This is a genomic window from Geotalea sp. SG265, assembly GCF_022808985.1.
In the GTDB taxonomy this organism is placed as follows: domain Bacteria; phylum Desulfobacterota; class Desulfuromonadia; order Geobacterales; family Geobacteraceae; genus Geotalea.
The window spans coordinates 62,570-80,178 of sequence record NZ_JAKZFT010000013.1; the positions used below are offsets into that span (position 1 = coordinate 62,570).

The following is a 17,609-nucleotide window of genomic DNA, read 5'->3' on the forward strand; positions in this document are numbered from 1 at the left end:
GAGGCATTCTGTCATGAAAATCTGCATTATCGGAACAGGCTATGTGGGACTGGTTGCCGGAACCTGCTTTGCCGAAAGCGGTAATGACGTTATCTGTGTTGATGTGGACGAAGCCAAGATCGAAGGGCTTAAACAAGGTGTCATCCCCATCTACGAACCCGGCCTCAAGGAACTGGTCGTCAGAAATTTCGGCGAGGGGCGGCTTTCCTTTACCACCGACCTTGCTGCAGCCGTCAAAGCATCCCTCATAAATTTCATCGCTGTTGGAACCCCGCCTGGTGAAGACGGTTCCGCCGACCTTCAATATGTGCTGGATGTGGCCCGGGTGATCGGCCGCAACATGGAAAGTTTCAAGATCGTGGTGGACAAGTCGACGGTACCTGTCGGCACGGCCGACAAGGTCCGCGGCGTCGTCAAGGAGGAGCTCGAAAAACGGGGCAGGGATATCGAGTTCGACGTGGTTTCCAATCCGGAATTCATGAAGGAGGGGGCCGCCATCGACGATTTCATGAAGCCGGACCGGGTCGTGATCGGCACCGACAATGTGCGCACCGCCGAAATCATGAAGGAACTTTACTCTCCGTTCATGCGCAAGACCAACCGGTTGATCATCATGGACATCCGTAGTGCCGAGATGACCAAATATGCAGCCAACGCCATGCTCGCCACCAAGATTTCCTTCATGAACCAGATCGCCAACCTCTGCGACCGCATGGGTGCCGACGTTTCTGCAGTCAGGGAGGGGATTGGCTCCGATTCCCGCATCGGCTACGATTTTCTCTTTCCGGGTGTCGGCTACGGCGGGTCATGTTTCCCCAAGGATGTGAAAGCCCTGGTCAAAACCGCCGAAGAGAACGATTACGACTTCATGCTCCTCAAGGCGGTGGAAGCGGTCAACGAGCGGCAGAAACTGGTCCTGACCGACAAGATTACCGGCTGCCTCGGAGACTGCTCGACCCAGTCACTCAAAGGGAAGACAATCGCAATCTGGGGGCTTTCTTTCAAACCCCGGACCGATGATATGCGGGAGGCGCCATCCGTCGTCATAATCCACCGGCTGCTTGAGCTCGGCGCAAAGGTTGCCGCCCACGACCCGGAGGCGATAAATGAAGCGCGTAAGATCTTCGGCGAACGCATTATTTACAGTAACAACCAGTACGAGATCCTCAAAGGGGCCGATGCACTGGCCATTGTCACCGAGTGGAACGAGTACCGGACTCCCGATTTCGACAGGATAAAGACCCTGCTGAACCGGCCGCTCATCTTTGACGGCAGGAACCTCTATGAACCATCCCGTATCAAGGAAGCCGGCTTTGAGTACTTGCCCATAGGGCGGAACGGCAAGCATTTCAGCACGGCCAGCTGAATCGGGGGGAAAGCAACTACCATGCGTATACTCGTTACCGGCGGCGCCGGTTTTATTGGTTCCCATCTTTGTGAAAGACTTCTTGCCGAGGGCAACGAGGTAATCTGCCTCGACAATTTCTTTACCGGCAGCAAGCAAAATATTGAAAAACTGTGTGACGATCACCGGTTTGAACTAATCCGTCACGATATTACAGAGTCGATCCTGCTGGAGGTGGACCGTATCTACAACTTGGCCTGTCCTGCTTCTCCCATCCATTACCAGTACAACCCGGTAAAGACCATCAAAACCAGTGTCATGGGAACCATCAACATGCTGGGGCTGGCAAAGCGGGTGAGGGCGAGGATACTCCAGGCTTCCACATCGGAAGTGTATGGCGATCCCCAGGTTCATCCCCAGCGCGAAGAATACTGGGGCAACGTCAATCCCATCGGCATACGAAGCTGCTATGACGAAGGCAAAAGGGTGGCCGAAACCCTGATGATGGATTACCATCGGCAAAACGGGGTGGATATTCGTATCATCCGCATCTTCAACACCTACGGGCCGCGCATGGCCGTCAACGACGGCAGGGTTGTCTCCAACTTCATCGTCCAGGCCTTGAAGGGGGAAGATATAACGGTCTATGGAGAAGGCAAGCAGACCCGTTCCTTCTGCTATGTGGATGATCTGGTGGACGGAATGATCAGGATGATGGAATGCGACGGCTTCACCGGCCCGGTCAATCTGGGCAATTCCGCGGAGACCACCATTGTGGATTTTGCACGCTGGATCATTCGCCTGACCGGCTCCAGCTCCAAGGTTGTTTATAAAGAACTTCCGGCAGACGATCCGAAGCAGCGGCAACCCGATATCTCCCTGGCCCAGGAAAAACTGGACTGGCGGCCGAAAGTCGATGTGGAAACGGGACTGAAGAAGACTATTGACTATTTTTCCTCTCTCATTCCGAAGGGGCATTGATCCTAGGGGACGTGAACCATGCGGAAGCGGATGCTTCTTCTACCAGCCGGCATCATCCTCTTTATCCTGTTTTTTACCGTTTTTGGTGACAGGGGACTGTTGCGCATATACCACCTGAACAAGGAAAACAAGGAGATTCAGGAACACCTCCGGCTGTTGACGGCGGAAAATGAGCAGCTGAAGCGGGAGATCGAGGCGTTGCGCAGCGACCGGCGCTACCTGGAGAGCATTGCCAGGCGGGACTTCGGTCTCGTGAGACAAAACGAAGTCATTTATCAGTTTCCCCAGGAGAAAAAAGATCAGTTGACGCAGAAATAAGCCGGGTCTGCCCGTGAGGGAAGCCGCACCTGATTACCCCACTGACTGTTAGACGTCGATTCCATTTATTCAACTAGGCAGACCAATTCGAGGATTGAACCGTGAGTAGCAACAACTCTCTGCAATGCTGCGCCATCTGTGCATGGCGTGAAAATTGCGCCAAAAAATTCTGTGTTCCCGACGGCGGCGCCCATTGCCCTGACTTTACCAGGGATATTTCCATCAAACATCCTGTTCACGAGAACAGTTCATCCAAAGAGAAACAGGAGAAGTAATGAAGGAACTACTCCGCACGCTGATCTCCAAGGGGCTTGCCGACTGTTATGCCGATGGCAGCCTTTCTTCCGGGCAATTCCCATCCATAGTCATGGAAACGCCTGCCCATGCCGAACATGGTGACTTTGCGACCAATGTGGCGATGCTGCTGGCCAAGGCGGAAAAAAAAGCGCCACGCATGGTTGCCGACACGCTGGTCAGGCATTTTACCGATGAAGCCGGAATATGCGAGAAGGTGGAGATTGCCGGTCCTGGATTTATCAATTTCCACCTGAAAGACGCCGCATGGAGAAAGTCGTTGCTGGATATCGACCGTCTCGCCGGCGATTACGGCAAAAGTGCCGTCGGTGGCGGCCGAAAGATTCAGGTGGAATTCGTCAGTGCCAACCCTACCGGCCCCCTGCATATCGGGCATGGCAGAGGGGCTGCCCTGGGTGACACCATCTGCAGGCTGCTCGCCTTTTCGGGGTGGGACGTAACCCGCGAATTTTATTACAACGATGCCGGACAACAGATCGCCAACTTGGCGCTTTCCGTACAGGCACGCTGCCTGGGCAAGGGACCTGAGGACCCCTCCTGGCCGACAGACGGCTATCAGGGTGAATACATCATCGACGTTGCCCGTGCCTATATGGCAGGCGAGAAAGTGGATGCCGACGATCAGCATGTGGTTGCCGCAGGCGATCCCCTGGACCTGGAGGCCATCCGCCGCTTTGCCGTCGCCTTCCTTCGCCGCGAACAGGATCAGGATCTTACCGCCTTCGATGTGCACTTCAATGTCTACTCCCTGGAATCCGATCTTTATAAGGATGGAACGGTGGACATGGTCGTCCGGCGTCTCGTGGAAAGCGGCCATACCTTTGAGCAGGATGACGCCCTCTGGTTGCGCACCACCTCCTTCGGCGATGACAAGGACCGGGTTATGCGGAAATCGGGTGGGGGATATACCTATTTCGTTCCCGATGTGGCGTATCACCTGCGCAAATGGGAGCGGGGGTTTACTAGGGTCGTCAACGAGCAGGGGGCGGATCATCACAGCACCATCACCCGCGTCCGGGCCGGATTGCAAGCTCTCGGAGCAGGTATACCAGCCGGATGGCCTGAGTATGTGCTGCACCAGATGGTGACAGTCCTGCGTGGCGGTGAAGAGGTAAAGATCTCCAAGCGTGCCGGCAGCTATGTTACACTGCGCGACCTGATCGACGAGGTTGGCCGCGACGCCACCCGCTTCTTTTTCGTCATGCGCAAGCCAGATTCGCAACTGGTATTCGACATCGACCTTGCCAAGCAGAAATCCCTGGACAACCCGGTCTATTATGTCCAGTATGCCCATGCAAGGATCTGCAGCATCTTCGAAAACGCCGCAGAAAAGGGCTTTGCCGTGCCCGATGCCGGTAGCGTGGATCTCGACCGTCTGACGGAGCCTGAAGAAATGGCGCTGATCAAGGCCATTGCCGCCTTTCCCGAAGTGGTTGAAGGAAGTGCCGCCAATTTCGAACCCCATCGCGTCGCCAACTATCTCCAGGAAGTGGCCGGTCTTTTCCATGGTTTCTATAATAAAAACCGGGTCATTACCGAAGACAGCCAGCTGACCTCAGCCAGGCTCTTTCTGTTGCAGTGCGTTGCACTGACCCTGAAAAACGCTTTGACGCTCCTGGGGATTTCAGCTCCGGAGAAAATGTAGCAGAGGCTTGTATGGTGCTGGATTATTGCGAACGCAGACCAGTAAGTAAGAACCGTCCCAAAAAGCAGCCGGTCGGCATGCTGGTGTTCATTATTGTCGGTGGGGCTGCCATTTCCTTCGCGGCAGGCTTTGCCGGAGGTTGGTATTTCGGCGGCCGGGCCGCAAAAAAGAGCATCGAAGCGGCCGCCGTCACCAAGGCTGTGGCAACGGCGGCGACTGTACCCCAGGCAAAGCCTGCAGGGCAGGATGTGCCCTTAACCTTCTACCAGACGCTGCCGAACGGAGCGAAGGCGGTCATAGGGAGCGGCCTTAATCCATCGAAGGCGCATGAGGAGCAGAAAAAGATTGCCGAGCCATCGAGTCCTGAACGCAAGCCTCTTCCGCCGACCGCCGCTGGTACCGGTCCTGAGGCAGCCGCCGATCCCAAGCCCATGGTCAAGGGGCAACAGGCCGGAGGAGGCTCCTACTGTGTTCAGGTAGCTTCATTGAAGGACAAGAAAGAAGCCGAGGCCATCAAAGCCAAACTTTTGGCCAAAGGACAAGCGGCTTACATTCTGGAATCCACTGTGCCAGATAAGGGAGTCTGGTACCGGGTGCGCTTGGGCAGGCATTTGAACCAATCTGAAGCGGGCGAGCTTGCTGCTAAGGCAGGCAAGGGCGCCATCGTTATTGCCGAATGAGATTCGGAGGATTCTTATGCGAATAGTGATAACCGGAGGCGCTGGTTTCATAGGATCTCACCTTGCAGAGCGGCTGCTTACTTCCGGCCATGATATTGTCATAATCGACAACTTCAACGATTTCTACTCGCCAGCCGTTAAACGGCGCAATGTGGCAGAGATTGCCGGGAACGCCGACGCCAGCGGAAAAACACTGCTTGTCTGCGAAGGGGATATTCGTGATGGTGAATTCGTTCAGGCGATATTCGCCCAGGAACGGCCCGATGCCGTGATACACCTTGCAGCGGCTGCCGGCGTCAGGCCTTCCATAGAGAACCCCCTCCTGTACGAAGAGGTGAACATCCGGGGGACGATGAACCTGCTTCAGGCGGCAAAGGAAGCAGGCCTGCGGCTTTTTCTTTTCGCATCCAGTTCTTCAGTATATGGCAACAACCCGAAAGTGCCCTTTGCCGAGGCCGATCCCGTCGATCATCCCATTTCGCCATATGCTGCCACGAAAAAGGCGGGAGAACTCATCTGTCACGCCTATCATCACCTGTACCACATCAACATCGCCTGTCTCAGGTTTTTCACCGTCTATGGACCACGACAGCGTCCGGACCTGGCCATCAGCAAGTTCGTCCGGCTGATCGACCAGGAAAAACCGGTGCCGTTCTACGGCGATGGCAGCACCAGCCGGGATTACACCTATGTTGCCGACATCGTTGCCGGAATAGAAGGGGCGCTGCACTGGATAAGCGGCGGCGGAAAGCGCTATGATGTCTTCAATCTGGGGGGCTCCAGTCCTGTTTCCCTTAATCGGCTCCTTACGATGATCGAAGCTAGGCTAGGGAAAAAAGCGATCCTGGAACGCCTGCCCATGCAGGCGGGGGATGTGGAGCGCACCTTCGCCGACCTGGAAAAATCATCCTCGATCCTGGGATATGGACCGGCGACCGCCATTGAAGATGGCATTTCCCGCTTCATCGACTGGTATCATGAAACGAAACAACGCTGCCATGAATGAGACTGCTCATCATCTTTGCCCCCACTGCCACAGAGAAACAACCTGGCAGGACAACCCCTATCGTCCGTTCTGCTCCGAACGGTGCAAGATGATAGATCTGGGTGCCTGGATTGCCGAAGAATACACCATACCCGGCGAGAAAAAACCCGCCGAAGAAGACAGCCATTAGCTGCGCATAATTTTCCCGGAAGGAGTTCCACCATGTCACACGTTCGTCTCCGTTTCGCTCCCAGCCCGACCGGCTACCTCCATGTCGGTGGAGCGAGGACCGCTCTTTTTAACTGGCTTCTGGCCAGGAAGCAGAAGGGGACATTCATTCTCCGCATCGAGGACACGGACGTGGTCCGTTCGACCCAGGAATCGGTGGATGCTATCCTCCAGGGGATGGAGTGGCTTGGGCTGGACTGGGACGAAGGCCCCTTCTACCAGTCGGATCGCTTCACCGTGTACAAGGAGTTCGTCCAGAAATTGCTCGATTCGGGCAAGGCCTACAAATGTTACTGCTCTGCCGAAGAACTGGAGGCGAAACGGGAAGCGGCCCTGAAGGAAGGGCGGAAACCGAAGTACGACGGCACCTGCCGCAATCTGTCCGCCGGTGCTGCCGACGACAGGCCCTACGTGGTGCGTTTCAGGGCACCCCAGGAAGGTGTTACTGCCTTTGACGATCTCATCAAGGGGAGAATCTCCTTCAATAACGATGAGCTGGACGATCTCATCATCCAGAGGAGCGACGGTACCCCCACCTATAATTTTGTCGTCGTCATCGATGATGCAACCATGGGGATTACGACGGTCATCAGGGGGGACGATCATGTGAACAACACCCCGCGGCAGATCCTTCTCTATGAGGCACTCGGCTATTCGGTTCCTGCTTTCGCCCACGTGCCGATGATCCTCGGCGCCGACAAGACGCGGCTCTCCAAGCGCCACGGTGCCACCAGCGTCATGGCCTACCGCGATATGGGATTCCTTCCTGAGGCCCTGGTGAATTATCTGGTGCGGCTGGGCTGGAGCCATGGCGACGAGGAAATCTTCAGCAAGGAAGACCTGATCGAGAAGTTCAATATTGAGCAGGTGGGGAGGTCCGCCGGGGTTTTTAACCCGGACAAGCTGCTCTGGCTCAATGCCCATTACATAAAGACTGGCGACGCTGTCCGTCTTTCCGAACTGCTGAAACCGTTTATGGCAGAGAAAGGAATTGATGCGGGCACCGGCCCGGACCTGGTCCAGGTGGTGAAAACCCTGCAGGAGCGGGCCAGAACCCTTGTGGAAATGGCCGAAGGGGCGGTATTCTATTACCAGCGGGATTTTGCCTACGAAGAAAAAGCGGTGGATAAGTTTTTAACTGCTGATACTCCCTCCCTATACCGTCTGCTCATAGAAAAGCTCTCTTCACTGGCTTCATTCGACCATGACGGCATCGAGTCCATCTTCAAGGGGATCTGCGAGGAGAAAGGCCTGAAGTTGGGGCAAGTGGCCCAGCCGGCCCGCATTGCACTTTGCGGAGGTACTGCCGCACCAGGTATTTATGAAGTAATGGCTGTCCTGGGGAAAGAGGAAACCTGCCTGAGGCTGGAGCGGGCGGCTGCTTTCGTGGAAAAGAAGGGTTAATGCCCCCGGTCTCCTGTTGCTTAGGCTGCCGCCGAAAGGAAGGCAGCCTATTTTTTTATCTGCTTGAGTAGATGCATTGCCCTTTCTACGCGGGAAACGACCCGCATGGGCATGACCGGCTTGGCGATGAAGTCGAGAAAACCCGACTTCAAGGCTGCATGTTCCTCCTCGGGAGAGGCCTTCGAAGTCAGCAGGATAACGGGAATATCGACGGTATCGGCATTGGCCCTGAGGGAACGTATGAAGGCGAAGCCATCCATGCGGGGCATGACGGAATCGCAGATGATGAGCGTGGGCTTGTGGTGAATGGCCAGTTTCAGGCCTTCCACCCCGTCGCTGCCGACAACCACGTCGTACCCTTCCTTCTCCAGTGCCACCTGGATGATGGTCGCCACTGGTTTTGAATCATCCACCACCAGGATCAAGGTCCTTTCCGATTTTTCCACCCCTTTCAGATAGAATTTTTTCACTGCAGCCATGATATCTTCGGGGGTGGCCAGAACCGGTATGGTTTTACAGCCGGTTTTCTTCCCAAGATACTCCAAGGTGTCAGTATCGAAGGGGTCGGTGATGGCAATGGCCAGCATTCCGTCTTTCAGCTTCAGAGGAAACACGAGTTTCTGCAGAGCCATGTCTTCCGGGACCAGGTCCAGTAGCTCCTGAGGATAGCTGAAAGATGCGATGTTTTTCACCGTCTTCATGGCGAATTGTGCGGCAACGGCTGTAACCAGTTCATCGCCGGTGACCACTCCCATTTCCTCAAGGACGGTCCCGAGCCGCTTCCCGGTACCTTTTTGCCGCTGTAGGGCCCGTTCCAGAGTGGTATTTGTAATGATTCCCGCTTCTACCAAAAGGTCACCCAACTGTTTTTTCATAGCTCCCGTCCATCCGCTGTTTGATTTGCCTGCCTCACCTGTTCTATGGGCATTGCCATGGGATTATACACTATAAAATGAAAAAAAGGCCCCTTTTAGCCGCCTTTGCTTAAGGCGGCTTTTTTCTATGTGCCATTATTGACGTCTATTTTCAATGAACCAGCAATAGTTTTTCAAAGCCTGCTAAAGGAGTGCATTTTGCAGCCGATACGTATCCCAAGAAAAGGAGAATCCTGCCCATGTTTGCAAAGCTGCTGATCCTCGACGACGACCCTGATATTCTCCGGATGCTGAAGGCCGTTTTTCAGAGCGAAGAGATGGAGGTCATGCTGGAAAACGAGAGCGAAACCGCTCTTAAATTGATATTGACGGAACGCCCAAATGTGGCCATCATCGACATCAACATGCCTGGCAAGTCCGGGTTTCAGGTGCTGCATGAGGCAAAAAAAATTGACCCGGGACTGTCAATTATTATGACTACCGGTCAGAAAACCACACAGAACGCCATAGAAGCCATGAAATTTGGCGCGTACGATTATGTTACAAAACCTTTCGACAACGCAAAGCTCCGATCTTCTGTGCAAAAGGCGCTGGAATGCAACCTGCTCAACAGGAAGGTGCGGTATACCAAAGATACGCACCAGCTGGGGATGGAAGAAGACGCCGATGACATCATGATCGGCTCCTCCGCGGAGATGATCGAGATCTGGAAGATGGTGGGGAAGGTTGCCGATTCCGACGCCACCGTCCTCATCCAGGGGGAGAGCGGTACGGGCAAGGAACTCCTCGCCCGCGCCATTTACAACAATTCACGGCGCAAAAACCGCTCCTTTCTGGCCGTCAACTGCGCGGCACTTCCCGAAGCACTGCTTGAATCCGAGCTCTTCGGTCACGAAAAAGGAGCATTCACCGATGCCCATGCCAGGAGGATCGGCAAGTTCGAGCAATGCAACGGCGGCACCATCTTCCTTGACGAGATAGGAGAGATGAGCCTTGCCAACCAGGGTAAACTGTTGCGGGTGCTGGAAAGCCAGGAGTTCGAGCGGGTAGGGGGGAACGAAACCATACGGGTGGATGTGCGGATCATTGCCGCCACCAATCGGAGCCTCGTCACTTCAGTCAAAGAAAAGACTTTCAGGATGGATCTCTTCTACCGCTTGCGGGTGGTCAATTTTTTCCTTCCCCCCCTCAAAGACCGGACAGAGGACATTCCCCTTCTTATAGATCTGTTTGTCAAGAAGTTTTCCCGCAAATACGGCAAGACCATCAGGCGGATTGCTCCGGAGACGATGGATCTGCTGCAGAAGCATCCTTGGGAGGGTAACATTCGGGAGCTGAAGAACGTCATCAACTCGGCGACCGTCTTCTGCAAAAGCGACGTGCTCATGCCGGAAGACCTGGAGTCGTTTTTAACTGCCAAAGCCGGATTCAAGGAAGTGGATCTGGATAGCGCCGGGGATGATTATTACGAGGTCTTCTGGAAGATGCTGGAGCCGGTTTTCGACGGCATCTGTCTGAAAAACAAGGGAACCATTTACGAGAGTGTCAACATGGGACTTGAAAAAGCGCTCATTCATATGGCCATGGAGAAGAGCAACAACAACCAGGTCTTTGCAGCCAAGCTGCTCGGCATCAGTAGAAATACCCTTCGCGATCGTCTGGAGCGGTACAAGATCGGCTTGAACGAGTAGTTGCCGTTATTCCTGAGCCGACGGTATCTGCCGTGGCTTCAGGGTCTATGCGAACATTTTCCCTGCCGCAGTTTCCCATTCCCCTTTACCGATTCCAAGGAAGACGTCCACCAGTTCAGGATCGAACTGGTAACCTCTGCATCTGACGACTTCATCGATGACTGCCTGGAAGGGAAGTGCCTTCCGGTATGGCCGATCCGATGTCATGGCATCGAGGGTGTCGATCAGCGCGAAAATCCTGGCGCTTATGGGAATGTCCTTGCCTTTGAGGGCATGGGGATAACCATTGCCGTCAAAACGTTCATGGTGACACAGTACCAGCTCGGCCGCACCCTTGAAGTACCTGATTCCCTTGAGGATGTCGTAGCCCACCTGGGGGTGGCGCCTCATCAGTTGCCACTCTTCGTCGCTCAGCTTACCCGGTTTAAGCAGTATGTTGTCGGAAATGCCGATCTTGCCTATGTCATGGAGGAGGGCTCCCTTTGCCATGGCAGTGGAATCCTCTTTGTCGATGCCGAGTCTTTGCGCCATGAGCACGGTATAGGTCATGACACGTTCAGAATGTGAGCCGACCTCTTTTTCCCGTGCATCCAGTGCCCGAATGAGGGCGGTCAAGGTATGCTCATAGGCGAGGTTTACTTCTCCCATGGCTTCCCGAATGACCTCTGTCTGTTCGCGGACCTTTAATTCCAGATTTGTCTGATATTCCCTGTTGTCCTTTATCAGGCGACGTTTTTCCGAGATATTCCGCACTGTCAGCAGAACCCGGTCCAGATTGAAGGGTTTGGTGATGTAATCCTCGGCGCCCAGATGGATGCAGGACAGAGCCGTATCCATGTCATTCAACGCCGTTATCATCAGGACGCTGATGTCGGGTTTTTTGCTCCTGGCGTCCTTGAGCAGCTCGACCCCGGAGCGCCCGGGCATCATGATATCGAGAAAAGCAATTTCTATGGGCTCGCTTTCCAGCATGGCCAGTCCTTCATCGGCATTGCTCGCCTGATGGCAGTGATACCCCTCTTTCCCCAGGGTGGCACTGAGAAGGTCCCTGATCATCTCCTCATCATCGGCAATGAGTATGTGCTCTTTCATCTCTTGACTCCTAGTTCGGTTTTAGCGGTATGATTAGCGAGCGATTCGTTTATTTTATCCACCAGCATTCTATTGGCAAATGGCTTGGCTATGAAAGGAGACGATCACAGCTCTTATCGGGACAGAACCGGAATATATTTAGGAAATTGTTTGCCATGACAGCAACAATGATGAGCTTTTGCCGATTCATGCCGGTTCATGCTTTGCTGCGGATTGGATTTCCTGCACAGGAAGAATGCCTCAGATAAGGAGAACTTGTTTAACAAATCCGATAAATATGCTAAAAGCAGATGACTATCATCGTCGGAGGATCTGGGTGGTTGCATCTTTCTTTAAACCGGGCTATTCCCCGTGTATTCAAATCGTCTTCGTGCTGCTTTTGCCTTATCTCCTGCTGGCCGGCTGTTCAAGTAAAAAGGAAAAGCCCAAGGGAAGGCCGCCGGTACCTGTTGCCGTCGCTGCTGTCGAGCAGAAAACCGTACCGGTAACGGTCAATGCCATCGGCACTGTGGAAGCCTTTAACAGCGTTCCGGTCAAAACCCAGGTCAATGGGGTCATTGCTCAGGTCCATTTTCGCGAAGGGCAGGATGTGCGGAAGGGCGACCTGCTTTTTACCATCGATCCCCGTCCATTCAATGCCGCATTGAAACAGGCCGAGGCAAACCTGGCGCGGGACCTGGCCCAGTCAAAGAACGCTGCGGAACAGGCGCGGCGCTACGCGGGCCTTCTTCAGGATGGAATCGTCACCCTGGAACAGTACGATCAACTCAAGGCCAATTCAGAGGCCTTTTTGGCAACGGTGGCTGCAGACCGGGCGGCAGTAGATAACGCCAGAATACAGCTATCATATTGCTATATCCGCTCACCCATCTCTGGCCGTACCGGGAGTTTCCAGATAAATGTGGGGGCTTTGGTCAAAGCTAACGATACCGCTGCACTGGTGACCATCAATCAAATTTCTCCCATCTATGTAAGTTTCACCGTTCCCGAGAGACAGCTTGCCGTCATCAAACCCAAGGCGGCGGAGGGTAGGATGGTCGTCCAGGCCAGGGTGCCCAACGACCCGAAGGAGGGCGAGCAGGGCGTGGTCAGCTTTCTGGACAATTCGGTAGACACGGCTACCGGCACCATTCGTCTCAAAGGCACCTTCCACAATGGGGACCGGCGGCTGTGGCCCGGGCAGTTCGTTAACGTTTCGCTGATTCTGGGTTCCAGGCAGAATGCCGTGCTGGCTCCTGCCGCAGCAGTCCAGAACGCCCAGCAGGGGCAGTTCGTCTTTGTCGTCGGCACCGATAAAAGGATTGAACAGCGGCCCGTCGTAACCAGCATCATGGATAACAACAGACTTGTCATCGACCGTGGGCTGCGTCCCGGTGAAGTCGTCGTTACGGACGGCATCATGAACCTGACGCCGGGGACAAGAATCGAAGTAAAAAGAGAAGGACCGGTTACTATCCAGGCCTCGGCCAACCAAAGGGGCGCAGGAGTATCGCGGTAACGACCGTCACATGCACTTCGGAATTCGGTAAATGCACCTTTCGGAACTTTTCATAAAACGACCGGTCATGACATCGCTGGTAATGCTGGCGGTCATGGTTTTCGGCCTGTTTGCCTACCGGCTCCTGCCGGTCAACGACCTGCCCCGCATCGACTACCCAACCATTCAGGTCACGGCAAATCTCTCGGGGGCAAGTCCCGAGACCATGGCCAGCGCCGTGGCGACACCGTTGGAACGGCAGTTTTCCACCATCTCCGGCCTGGACTCCATGAGTTCCACCAATGGCCAGGGCGTTTCCAACATCGTCCTTAAATTCGATCTGGATAGGGACATTGACGCTGCCGCCCTGGACGTGCAGGCGGCAATATCCAAGGCCGCCCGTCAGCTGCCCCGTGACATGACCACGCCGCCGTCGTTCCAGAAGGTCAACCCCGCGGATCAGGCGGTGCTCTATCTGGCACTGAGCTCACAGACCTTGCCGCTCTCCGCGGTCAACGAATACGCCGATACCATTATCGCACCGCGCATATCCATGATCAGCGGCGTTGCCCAGGTTCAGGTCAACGGCTCGCAGAAATATGCGGTGCGGGTCCAGGTGGACCCCAATGCTTTGGCTTCATTGAAAATCGGTCTGGACGAAGTTGCCGCGGCACTGGATAAATGGAACGTAAATCTGCCTACCGGCGGCTTGCAGGGAGAACGTCAGGCTTTTACCATCCAAGCTTCCGGCCAGTTGTATGACGCAGAAGCATTTAAAGGCCTAATTGTCACCTACCGGGGCAATTCTCCCGTCAGACTTGCCGACATCGCCACCGTTACCAACAGTGTGGAAAACGACAAGGTCGCTGCCTGGTACAACACCAAGGGAAAATCCACCCGGGCTATTGTCCTGGCCATTCAGCGGCAGCCAGGCACCAACACCATCGAAGTGGTGGACAGCATTAAAAAACAGATTCCCAGTTTCCGCAGTCAGATTCCTGCTTCCGTAAACCTGGACATTCTCTTCGACCGAACGGAGACTATCCGGGAATCGGTTGCCGATGTTAAATTCACCCTGCTCCTGACCATCGCCCTGGTCATCATGGTCATCTTCCTCTTTCTACGCAACTTGTCCGCTACGGTTATTCCCAGCCTCGCATTACCCCTTTCCATCATCGGCACCTTTGCCGCAATGTACGCCTTCGGCTTTTCCGTCAACAACATCACACTCATGGCCTTGACACTGTCGGTGGGATTCGTTGTGGATGATGCCATCGTCATGCTTGAAAACATCGTCCGTCACATGGAGCATGGCGATAATCCGCGGCAGGCAGCGTTGCGCGGTTCAAAGGAGATCGGTTTCACCATCGTTTCCATGACTATCTCGCTGGTGGCGGTCTTTATCCCAGTGCTGTTCATGTCTGGAATGCTGGGGCGCATGCTCCACGAATTCGCGGTTACCATAACCGTGGCCATTCTTATCTCAGGCCTTGTCTCCCTTTCCTTGACCCCAATGCTGTGCAGTCGGTTCCTTAAGCCGCCTGCCGACATCGAGCACGGCAAGTTTTATTATCTCATGGAAGCATTTTTCGAGAAGATGCTTGAGCTGTACAGGCAGATGTTGTCGAGGGTTCTCCAATACCGGAGGACGACCGTTGCCGTAACGGTAATCATGACGGGAATAACGGTCTGGTTGTTTTGGACTATGCCCATGGGCCTCTTGCCCCCCGATGACATAGGCGCGATTCAGGCCACCACAGAGGGTGCCCAAGGCGTATCTTTCGAGGAGATGAAACGGCACCAGCAGGAATTGGCTCGGGAGGTACTCAAGGAGCCCAATATCGAGGCCTTCATGTCATCGGTGGGAGCCACCGGCTCCCGCGTCGGGTCCAACAGCGGTTCAATGTTCATCAAGCTGAAGCCACGGCACCAGAGGAAGCTTAACGCTGATGAAATCATTCAAAAGCTGCGACCGAAAGTGACCAGTATTCCCGGCATTACCATGTTCATGAACAATCCTCCACCGATCCGCCTTGAAGCCAGCTCATCCAAATTGCAATATCAGTTTGTACTGCAGTCTCCGGACAAGGAAACTCTTTACGAAAATGCTGCCGCTTTTGAGGGAAAGTTGCGTGGGCTTCCCCTGTTGCAGCAAGTAACGAGCGACCTGCAAATCAAGAATCCGCAAATCAACATGGATATCGATCGCGATCGGGCCGCAGCCCTAGGAGTAACGGCGGAACGTATCGAGGATGCCCTTTATTCTGCCTACGGCAGTCGTCAGGTGTCGACGATCTATACGCCAAACAACCAGTATCGCGTCATCATGGAACTGGCTCCCCAATACCAGACAGACCCGTCAGCCCTGTCCATGCTCTACGTCAGATCCAATGTCGGCCAGCTGGTGCCAATTTCTTCCCTGGCGACCCTCACCAACGGACTCGGTCCCCTGTCGGTCAATCACCTGGGGCAGATAACCTCGGTAACCATTTCATTCAATATCAAACCGGGAACTCCCTTGGGTGATGCAGTTGCAGCGGTTGAAAACGAAGCCAGATCATTGCCCGCATCCATAACCACCGGTTTCCAGGGGACGGCCCAAGTTTATCAGAAATCCACCAAAGGATTGGCGCTGCTGCTGGTCATGGCCATTCTGGTCATCTACATCGTGCTTGGTGTGTTGTACGAGAGTTACATCCACCCGCTGACCATACTTTCGGGCCTTCCATCAGCAGGCTTCGGAGCCCTGATCACCCTGCTAATATTCGGCAAGGACCTCAATCTTTATTCCTTTGTCGGCATCATCATGCTGGTGGGAATCGTCAAGAAAAACGCCATCATGATGATAGATTTCGCCCTGGATGCCCAGCGCAACGAAGGCCTGCCCCCCCTGGACGCCATATATCAGGGTTGCCTTGTGCGTTTCCGGCCGATCATGATGACCACCATGGCGGCATTGATGGGGACGCTTCCCATCGCCCTCGGTTTCGGTGCCGGGGCGGAATCCCGGCGGCCCTTGGGTTTGGCGGTTGTCGGGGGGCTTCTGGTATCGCAGCTTCTGACCCTCTTTATCACGCCGGTCGTCTATTATTACATGGACCGCTTTCAGCAGTTTCTCCGCAATAGGGTGGTGAAACGCGCATCGGCTCCGGGATCCACCATACGTGAGTTGACAGGAGCCAGGAATGCTGATTAACGACGAAGCGCAGAGGCAGCTGCTCCAGTTATTCGCAAGGTCCTCGAACATCCCGAAGATCGAAGCCGAGCAGCAGTCGGCCTCGCAGCTGCAGTTGACACCAGGGCAGCAGGTCCAGGCCGAGGTGATGGCAAAGCTTCCCAACCATCTTTTTCTGGCGCGCATTGCCGGCGAACTCTTCAAGATGGAACTCCCCCTGAATGTGCAGCCGGGGGAGACCATGCACCTGACCTTTGTCAGTGCCGAGCCCCGTTTCATTTTTGAACTGGCAAGACCCGAAAACGGCCGGCTTCCAGTGACCATCAGTACTACCGGCAAGTGGCTCAGCTCGCTTGTCAACGGTTCCGCTGGCGAAGCGGGCAGGGCCAATCAGAGTGGTTCCTCGGCGCAGATTCTGGATGGGCTCCCCACCGATACAGGGTATTTTGCAACTAGGCTGAAGGAGGCCCTGTCCACGAGCGGTCTCTTCTATGAATCGCATCTAGCGGAGTGGGCGAGGGGGGAACGTCCCCTTGATCAGCTCATGATGGAACCCCAGGGGAAATTGTCTCCGCGGCTGAAGGTGCAGAATCGGGAAGGGGGGCTGCCCGAAAACCTCGAAACACACGGTAATGTGATGAAGGGGATTGCCGAAGAAAAAGTGAATTCCAAAGCATCCGCCCCTCCTATTGCCGATCACCAGGCACTTCCCATCATCAAGGACCAGCTGGCGGCCCTCAACTCCGGCATGATCCTCTGGAGCGGCCAGGCATGGCCGGGGCAAAATGTGGAGCTGGCGGTACAGGAACGTGAAGCCGGCGGTTCCGACCGGCTGGAGCGGGAATGGGAAACCACCATCAAACTGCAGATGCCCGTTCTTGGAGGAATTTCCGCGACCCTGCATTTTTCGGCAACAGGCCTGCATATTGCTCTGCGGACAGATGAAGCATCGACCGAGGCAATCCTGCGCCAGGGTGCTTCCCTGTTGCAAGAGCGGGTAGACGGCATGGGGATCGATTTGATCGGGATAGTGGTGAACGATGAAAAAGGCGGAGAATGAGCTAAAAAAAGCGGTGGCCCTGGCGTACAATCCCGCCGGGGACTACGCTCCGCGAGTGGTGACCAAAGGATGCGGCATTACTGCGGAAGCAATCATTGCCCTCGCCCGGGAAAACGGTGTCTATGTGCATGAATCGCCGGAGCTCGTAAACCTGCTGCTCAAGGTGGACCAGGACTGTTTTATCCCCCCGGAGCTGTATCGGGCGGTAGCTGAATTGCTTGCATGGCTTTATCAGCTGGAACAGCAGGCGGGGGCTCCTGGGAAAACGATATGAAAGAGCCGGATGGGCAGTAAGAAGTAGTATACCAGATGATTTTTCCATGGAGCCTGCTACCGAG

The 17,609-nt window shown here is 54.8% G+C and carries 16 protein-coding genes; 14 read left to right on the forward strand and 2 right to left on the reverse strand.

What is annotated here, in order from left to right; translation table 11 throughout:
- Nucleotides 1–13: 13 nt before the first annotated feature.
- From ML541_RS14455 to gltX, 9 genes are all read left to right on the forward strand, one after another.
- Nucleotides 14–1,366, forward strand: coding sequence for a UDP-glucose/GDP-mannose dehydrogenase family protein (locus ML541_RS14455; RefSeq protein WP_243373913.1), 1,353 nt, complete (start codon nt 14–16; stop codon nt 1,364–1,366).
- Between the two features lie 21 nt (nt 1,367–1,387).
- Nucleotides 1,388–2,326, forward strand: coding sequence for a UDP-glucuronic acid decarboxylase family protein (locus ML541_RS14460; protein WP_243373915.1), 939 nt, complete (start codon nt 1,388–1,390; stop codon nt 2,324–2,326).
- Nucleotides 2,327–2,344: 18 nt separating this feature from the next.
- Complete coding sequence (locus ML541_RS14465; RefSeq protein WP_243373916.1) at nt 2,345–2,644, forward strand: septum formation initiator family protein; 300 nt, start codon at nt 2,345–2,347, stop codon at nt 2,642–2,644.
- Between the two features lie 101 nt (nt 2,645–2,745).
- Entirely contained in the window at nt 2,746–2,919 is a 174-nt protein-coding gene (locus ML541_RS14470; protein ID WP_243373917.1) for a hypothetical protein, read from the forward strand.
- Nucleotides 2,919–4,604: an arginine--tRNA ligase gene (argS, locus tag ML541_RS14475; protein WP_243373918.1), complete on the forward strand. Its 1,686-nt coding sequence runs from the start codon at nt 2,919–2,921 to the stop codon at nt 4,602–4,604. The genes ML541_RS14470 and argS overlap by 1 nt, the downstream gene beginning before the upstream one ends.
- Nucleotides 4,605–4,615: 11 nt before the next feature.
- A complete protein-coding gene (locus ML541_RS14480) occupies nt 4,616–5,284 on the forward strand; it encodes an SPOR domain-containing protein (RefSeq protein ID WP_243373919.1) in 669 nt (222 codons plus the stop codon).
- 16 nt (nt 5,285–5,300) lie between these two features.
- Complete coding sequence (locus ML541_RS14485) at nt 5,301–6,290, forward strand: GDP-mannose 4,6-dehydratase (RefSeq protein ID WP_243373921.1); 990 nt, start codon at nt 5,301–5,303, stop codon at nt 6,288–6,290.
- Nucleotides 6,283–6,459 carry a DNA gyrase inhibitor YacG gene (locus ML541_RS14490; protein ID WP_243373923.1) on the forward strand — a complete coding sequence of 59 codons (177 nt, stop codon included), beginning with the start codon at nt 6,283–6,285 and terminating at the stop codon, nt 6,457–6,459. Before ML541_RS14485 ends, ML541_RS14490 begins: the two co-directional genes overlap by 8 nt.
- 32 nt (nt 6,460–6,491) lie before the next feature.
- On the forward strand, nt 6,492–7,901 hold the full coding sequence (gene gltX / locus ML541_RS14495) for a glutamate--tRNA ligase (protein WP_243373925.1): 1,410 nt from the start codon (nt 6,492–6,494) through the stop codon (nt 7,899–7,901).
- A 47-nt stretch (nt 7,902–7,948) separates the two neighbouring features.
- On the opposite strand, the gene ML541_RS14500 is transcribed toward gltX, so the two are convergent.
- On the reverse strand, nt 7,949–8,776 hold the full coding sequence (locus tag ML541_RS14500; RefSeq protein ID WP_243373927.1) for a response regulator: 828 nt from the start codon (nt 8,774–8,776) through the stop codon (nt 7,949–7,951).
- Nucleotides 8,777–9,015: 239 nt separating this feature from the next.
- On the opposite strand from ML541_RS14500, the gene ML541_RS14505 reads away from it, so the two are divergent.
- Nucleotides 9,016–10,467, forward strand: a complete 1,452-nt coding sequence (locus ML541_RS14505) for a sigma-54 dependent transcriptional regulator (RefSeq protein WP_243373928.1) — start codon at nt 9,016–9,018, stop codon at nt 10,465–10,467.
- A gap of 45 nt (nt 10,468–10,512) precedes the next feature.
- Here the strand turns inward: ML541_RS14505 and ML541_RS14510 are convergent, their stop codons facing one another.
- Nucleotides 10,513–11,559: an HD domain-containing phosphohydrolase gene (locus ML541_RS14510; protein ID WP_243373929.1), complete on the reverse strand. Its 1,047-nt coding sequence runs from the start codon at nt 11,557–11,559 to the stop codon at nt 10,513–10,515.
- A 316-nt stretch (nt 11,560–11,875) separates the two neighbouring features.
- Here ML541_RS14510 and ML541_RS14515 point away from each other — a divergent pair, with 316 nt between their 5' ends.
- The 4 genes from ML541_RS14515 to ML541_RS14530 are packed head-to-tail and all read left to right on the forward strand — an operon-like array spanning nt 11,876 to nt 17,545.
- Entirely contained in the window at nt 11,876–13,057 is a 1,182-nt protein-coding gene (locus ML541_RS14515; RefSeq protein WP_243373930.1) for an efflux RND transporter periplasmic adaptor subunit, read from the forward strand.
- A gap of 31 nt (nt 13,058–13,088) precedes the next feature.
- On the forward strand, nt 13,089–16,232 hold the full coding sequence (locus ML541_RS14520) for an efflux RND transporter permease subunit (RefSeq protein WP_243373931.1): 3,144 nt from the start codon (nt 13,089–13,091) through the stop codon (nt 16,230–16,232).
- Nucleotides 16,222–17,271, forward strand: coding sequence for a flagellar hook-length control protein FliK (locus tag ML541_RS14525; RefSeq protein ID WP_243373932.1), 1,050 nt, complete (start codon nt 16,222–16,224; stop codon nt 17,269–17,271). Before ML541_RS14520 ends, ML541_RS14525 begins: the two co-directional genes overlap by 11 nt.
- The gene (locus ML541_RS14530) at nt 17,252–17,545 is read left to right on the forward strand and encodes an EscU/YscU/HrcU family type III secretion system export apparatus switch protein (protein ID WP_243373933.1); all 294 of its coding nucleotides are present in this window, start codon (nt 17,252–17,254) and stop codon (nt 17,543–17,545) included. Before ML541_RS14525 ends, ML541_RS14530 begins: the two co-directional genes overlap by 20 nt.
- Nucleotides 17,546–17,609 lie beyond the last annotated feature (64 nt).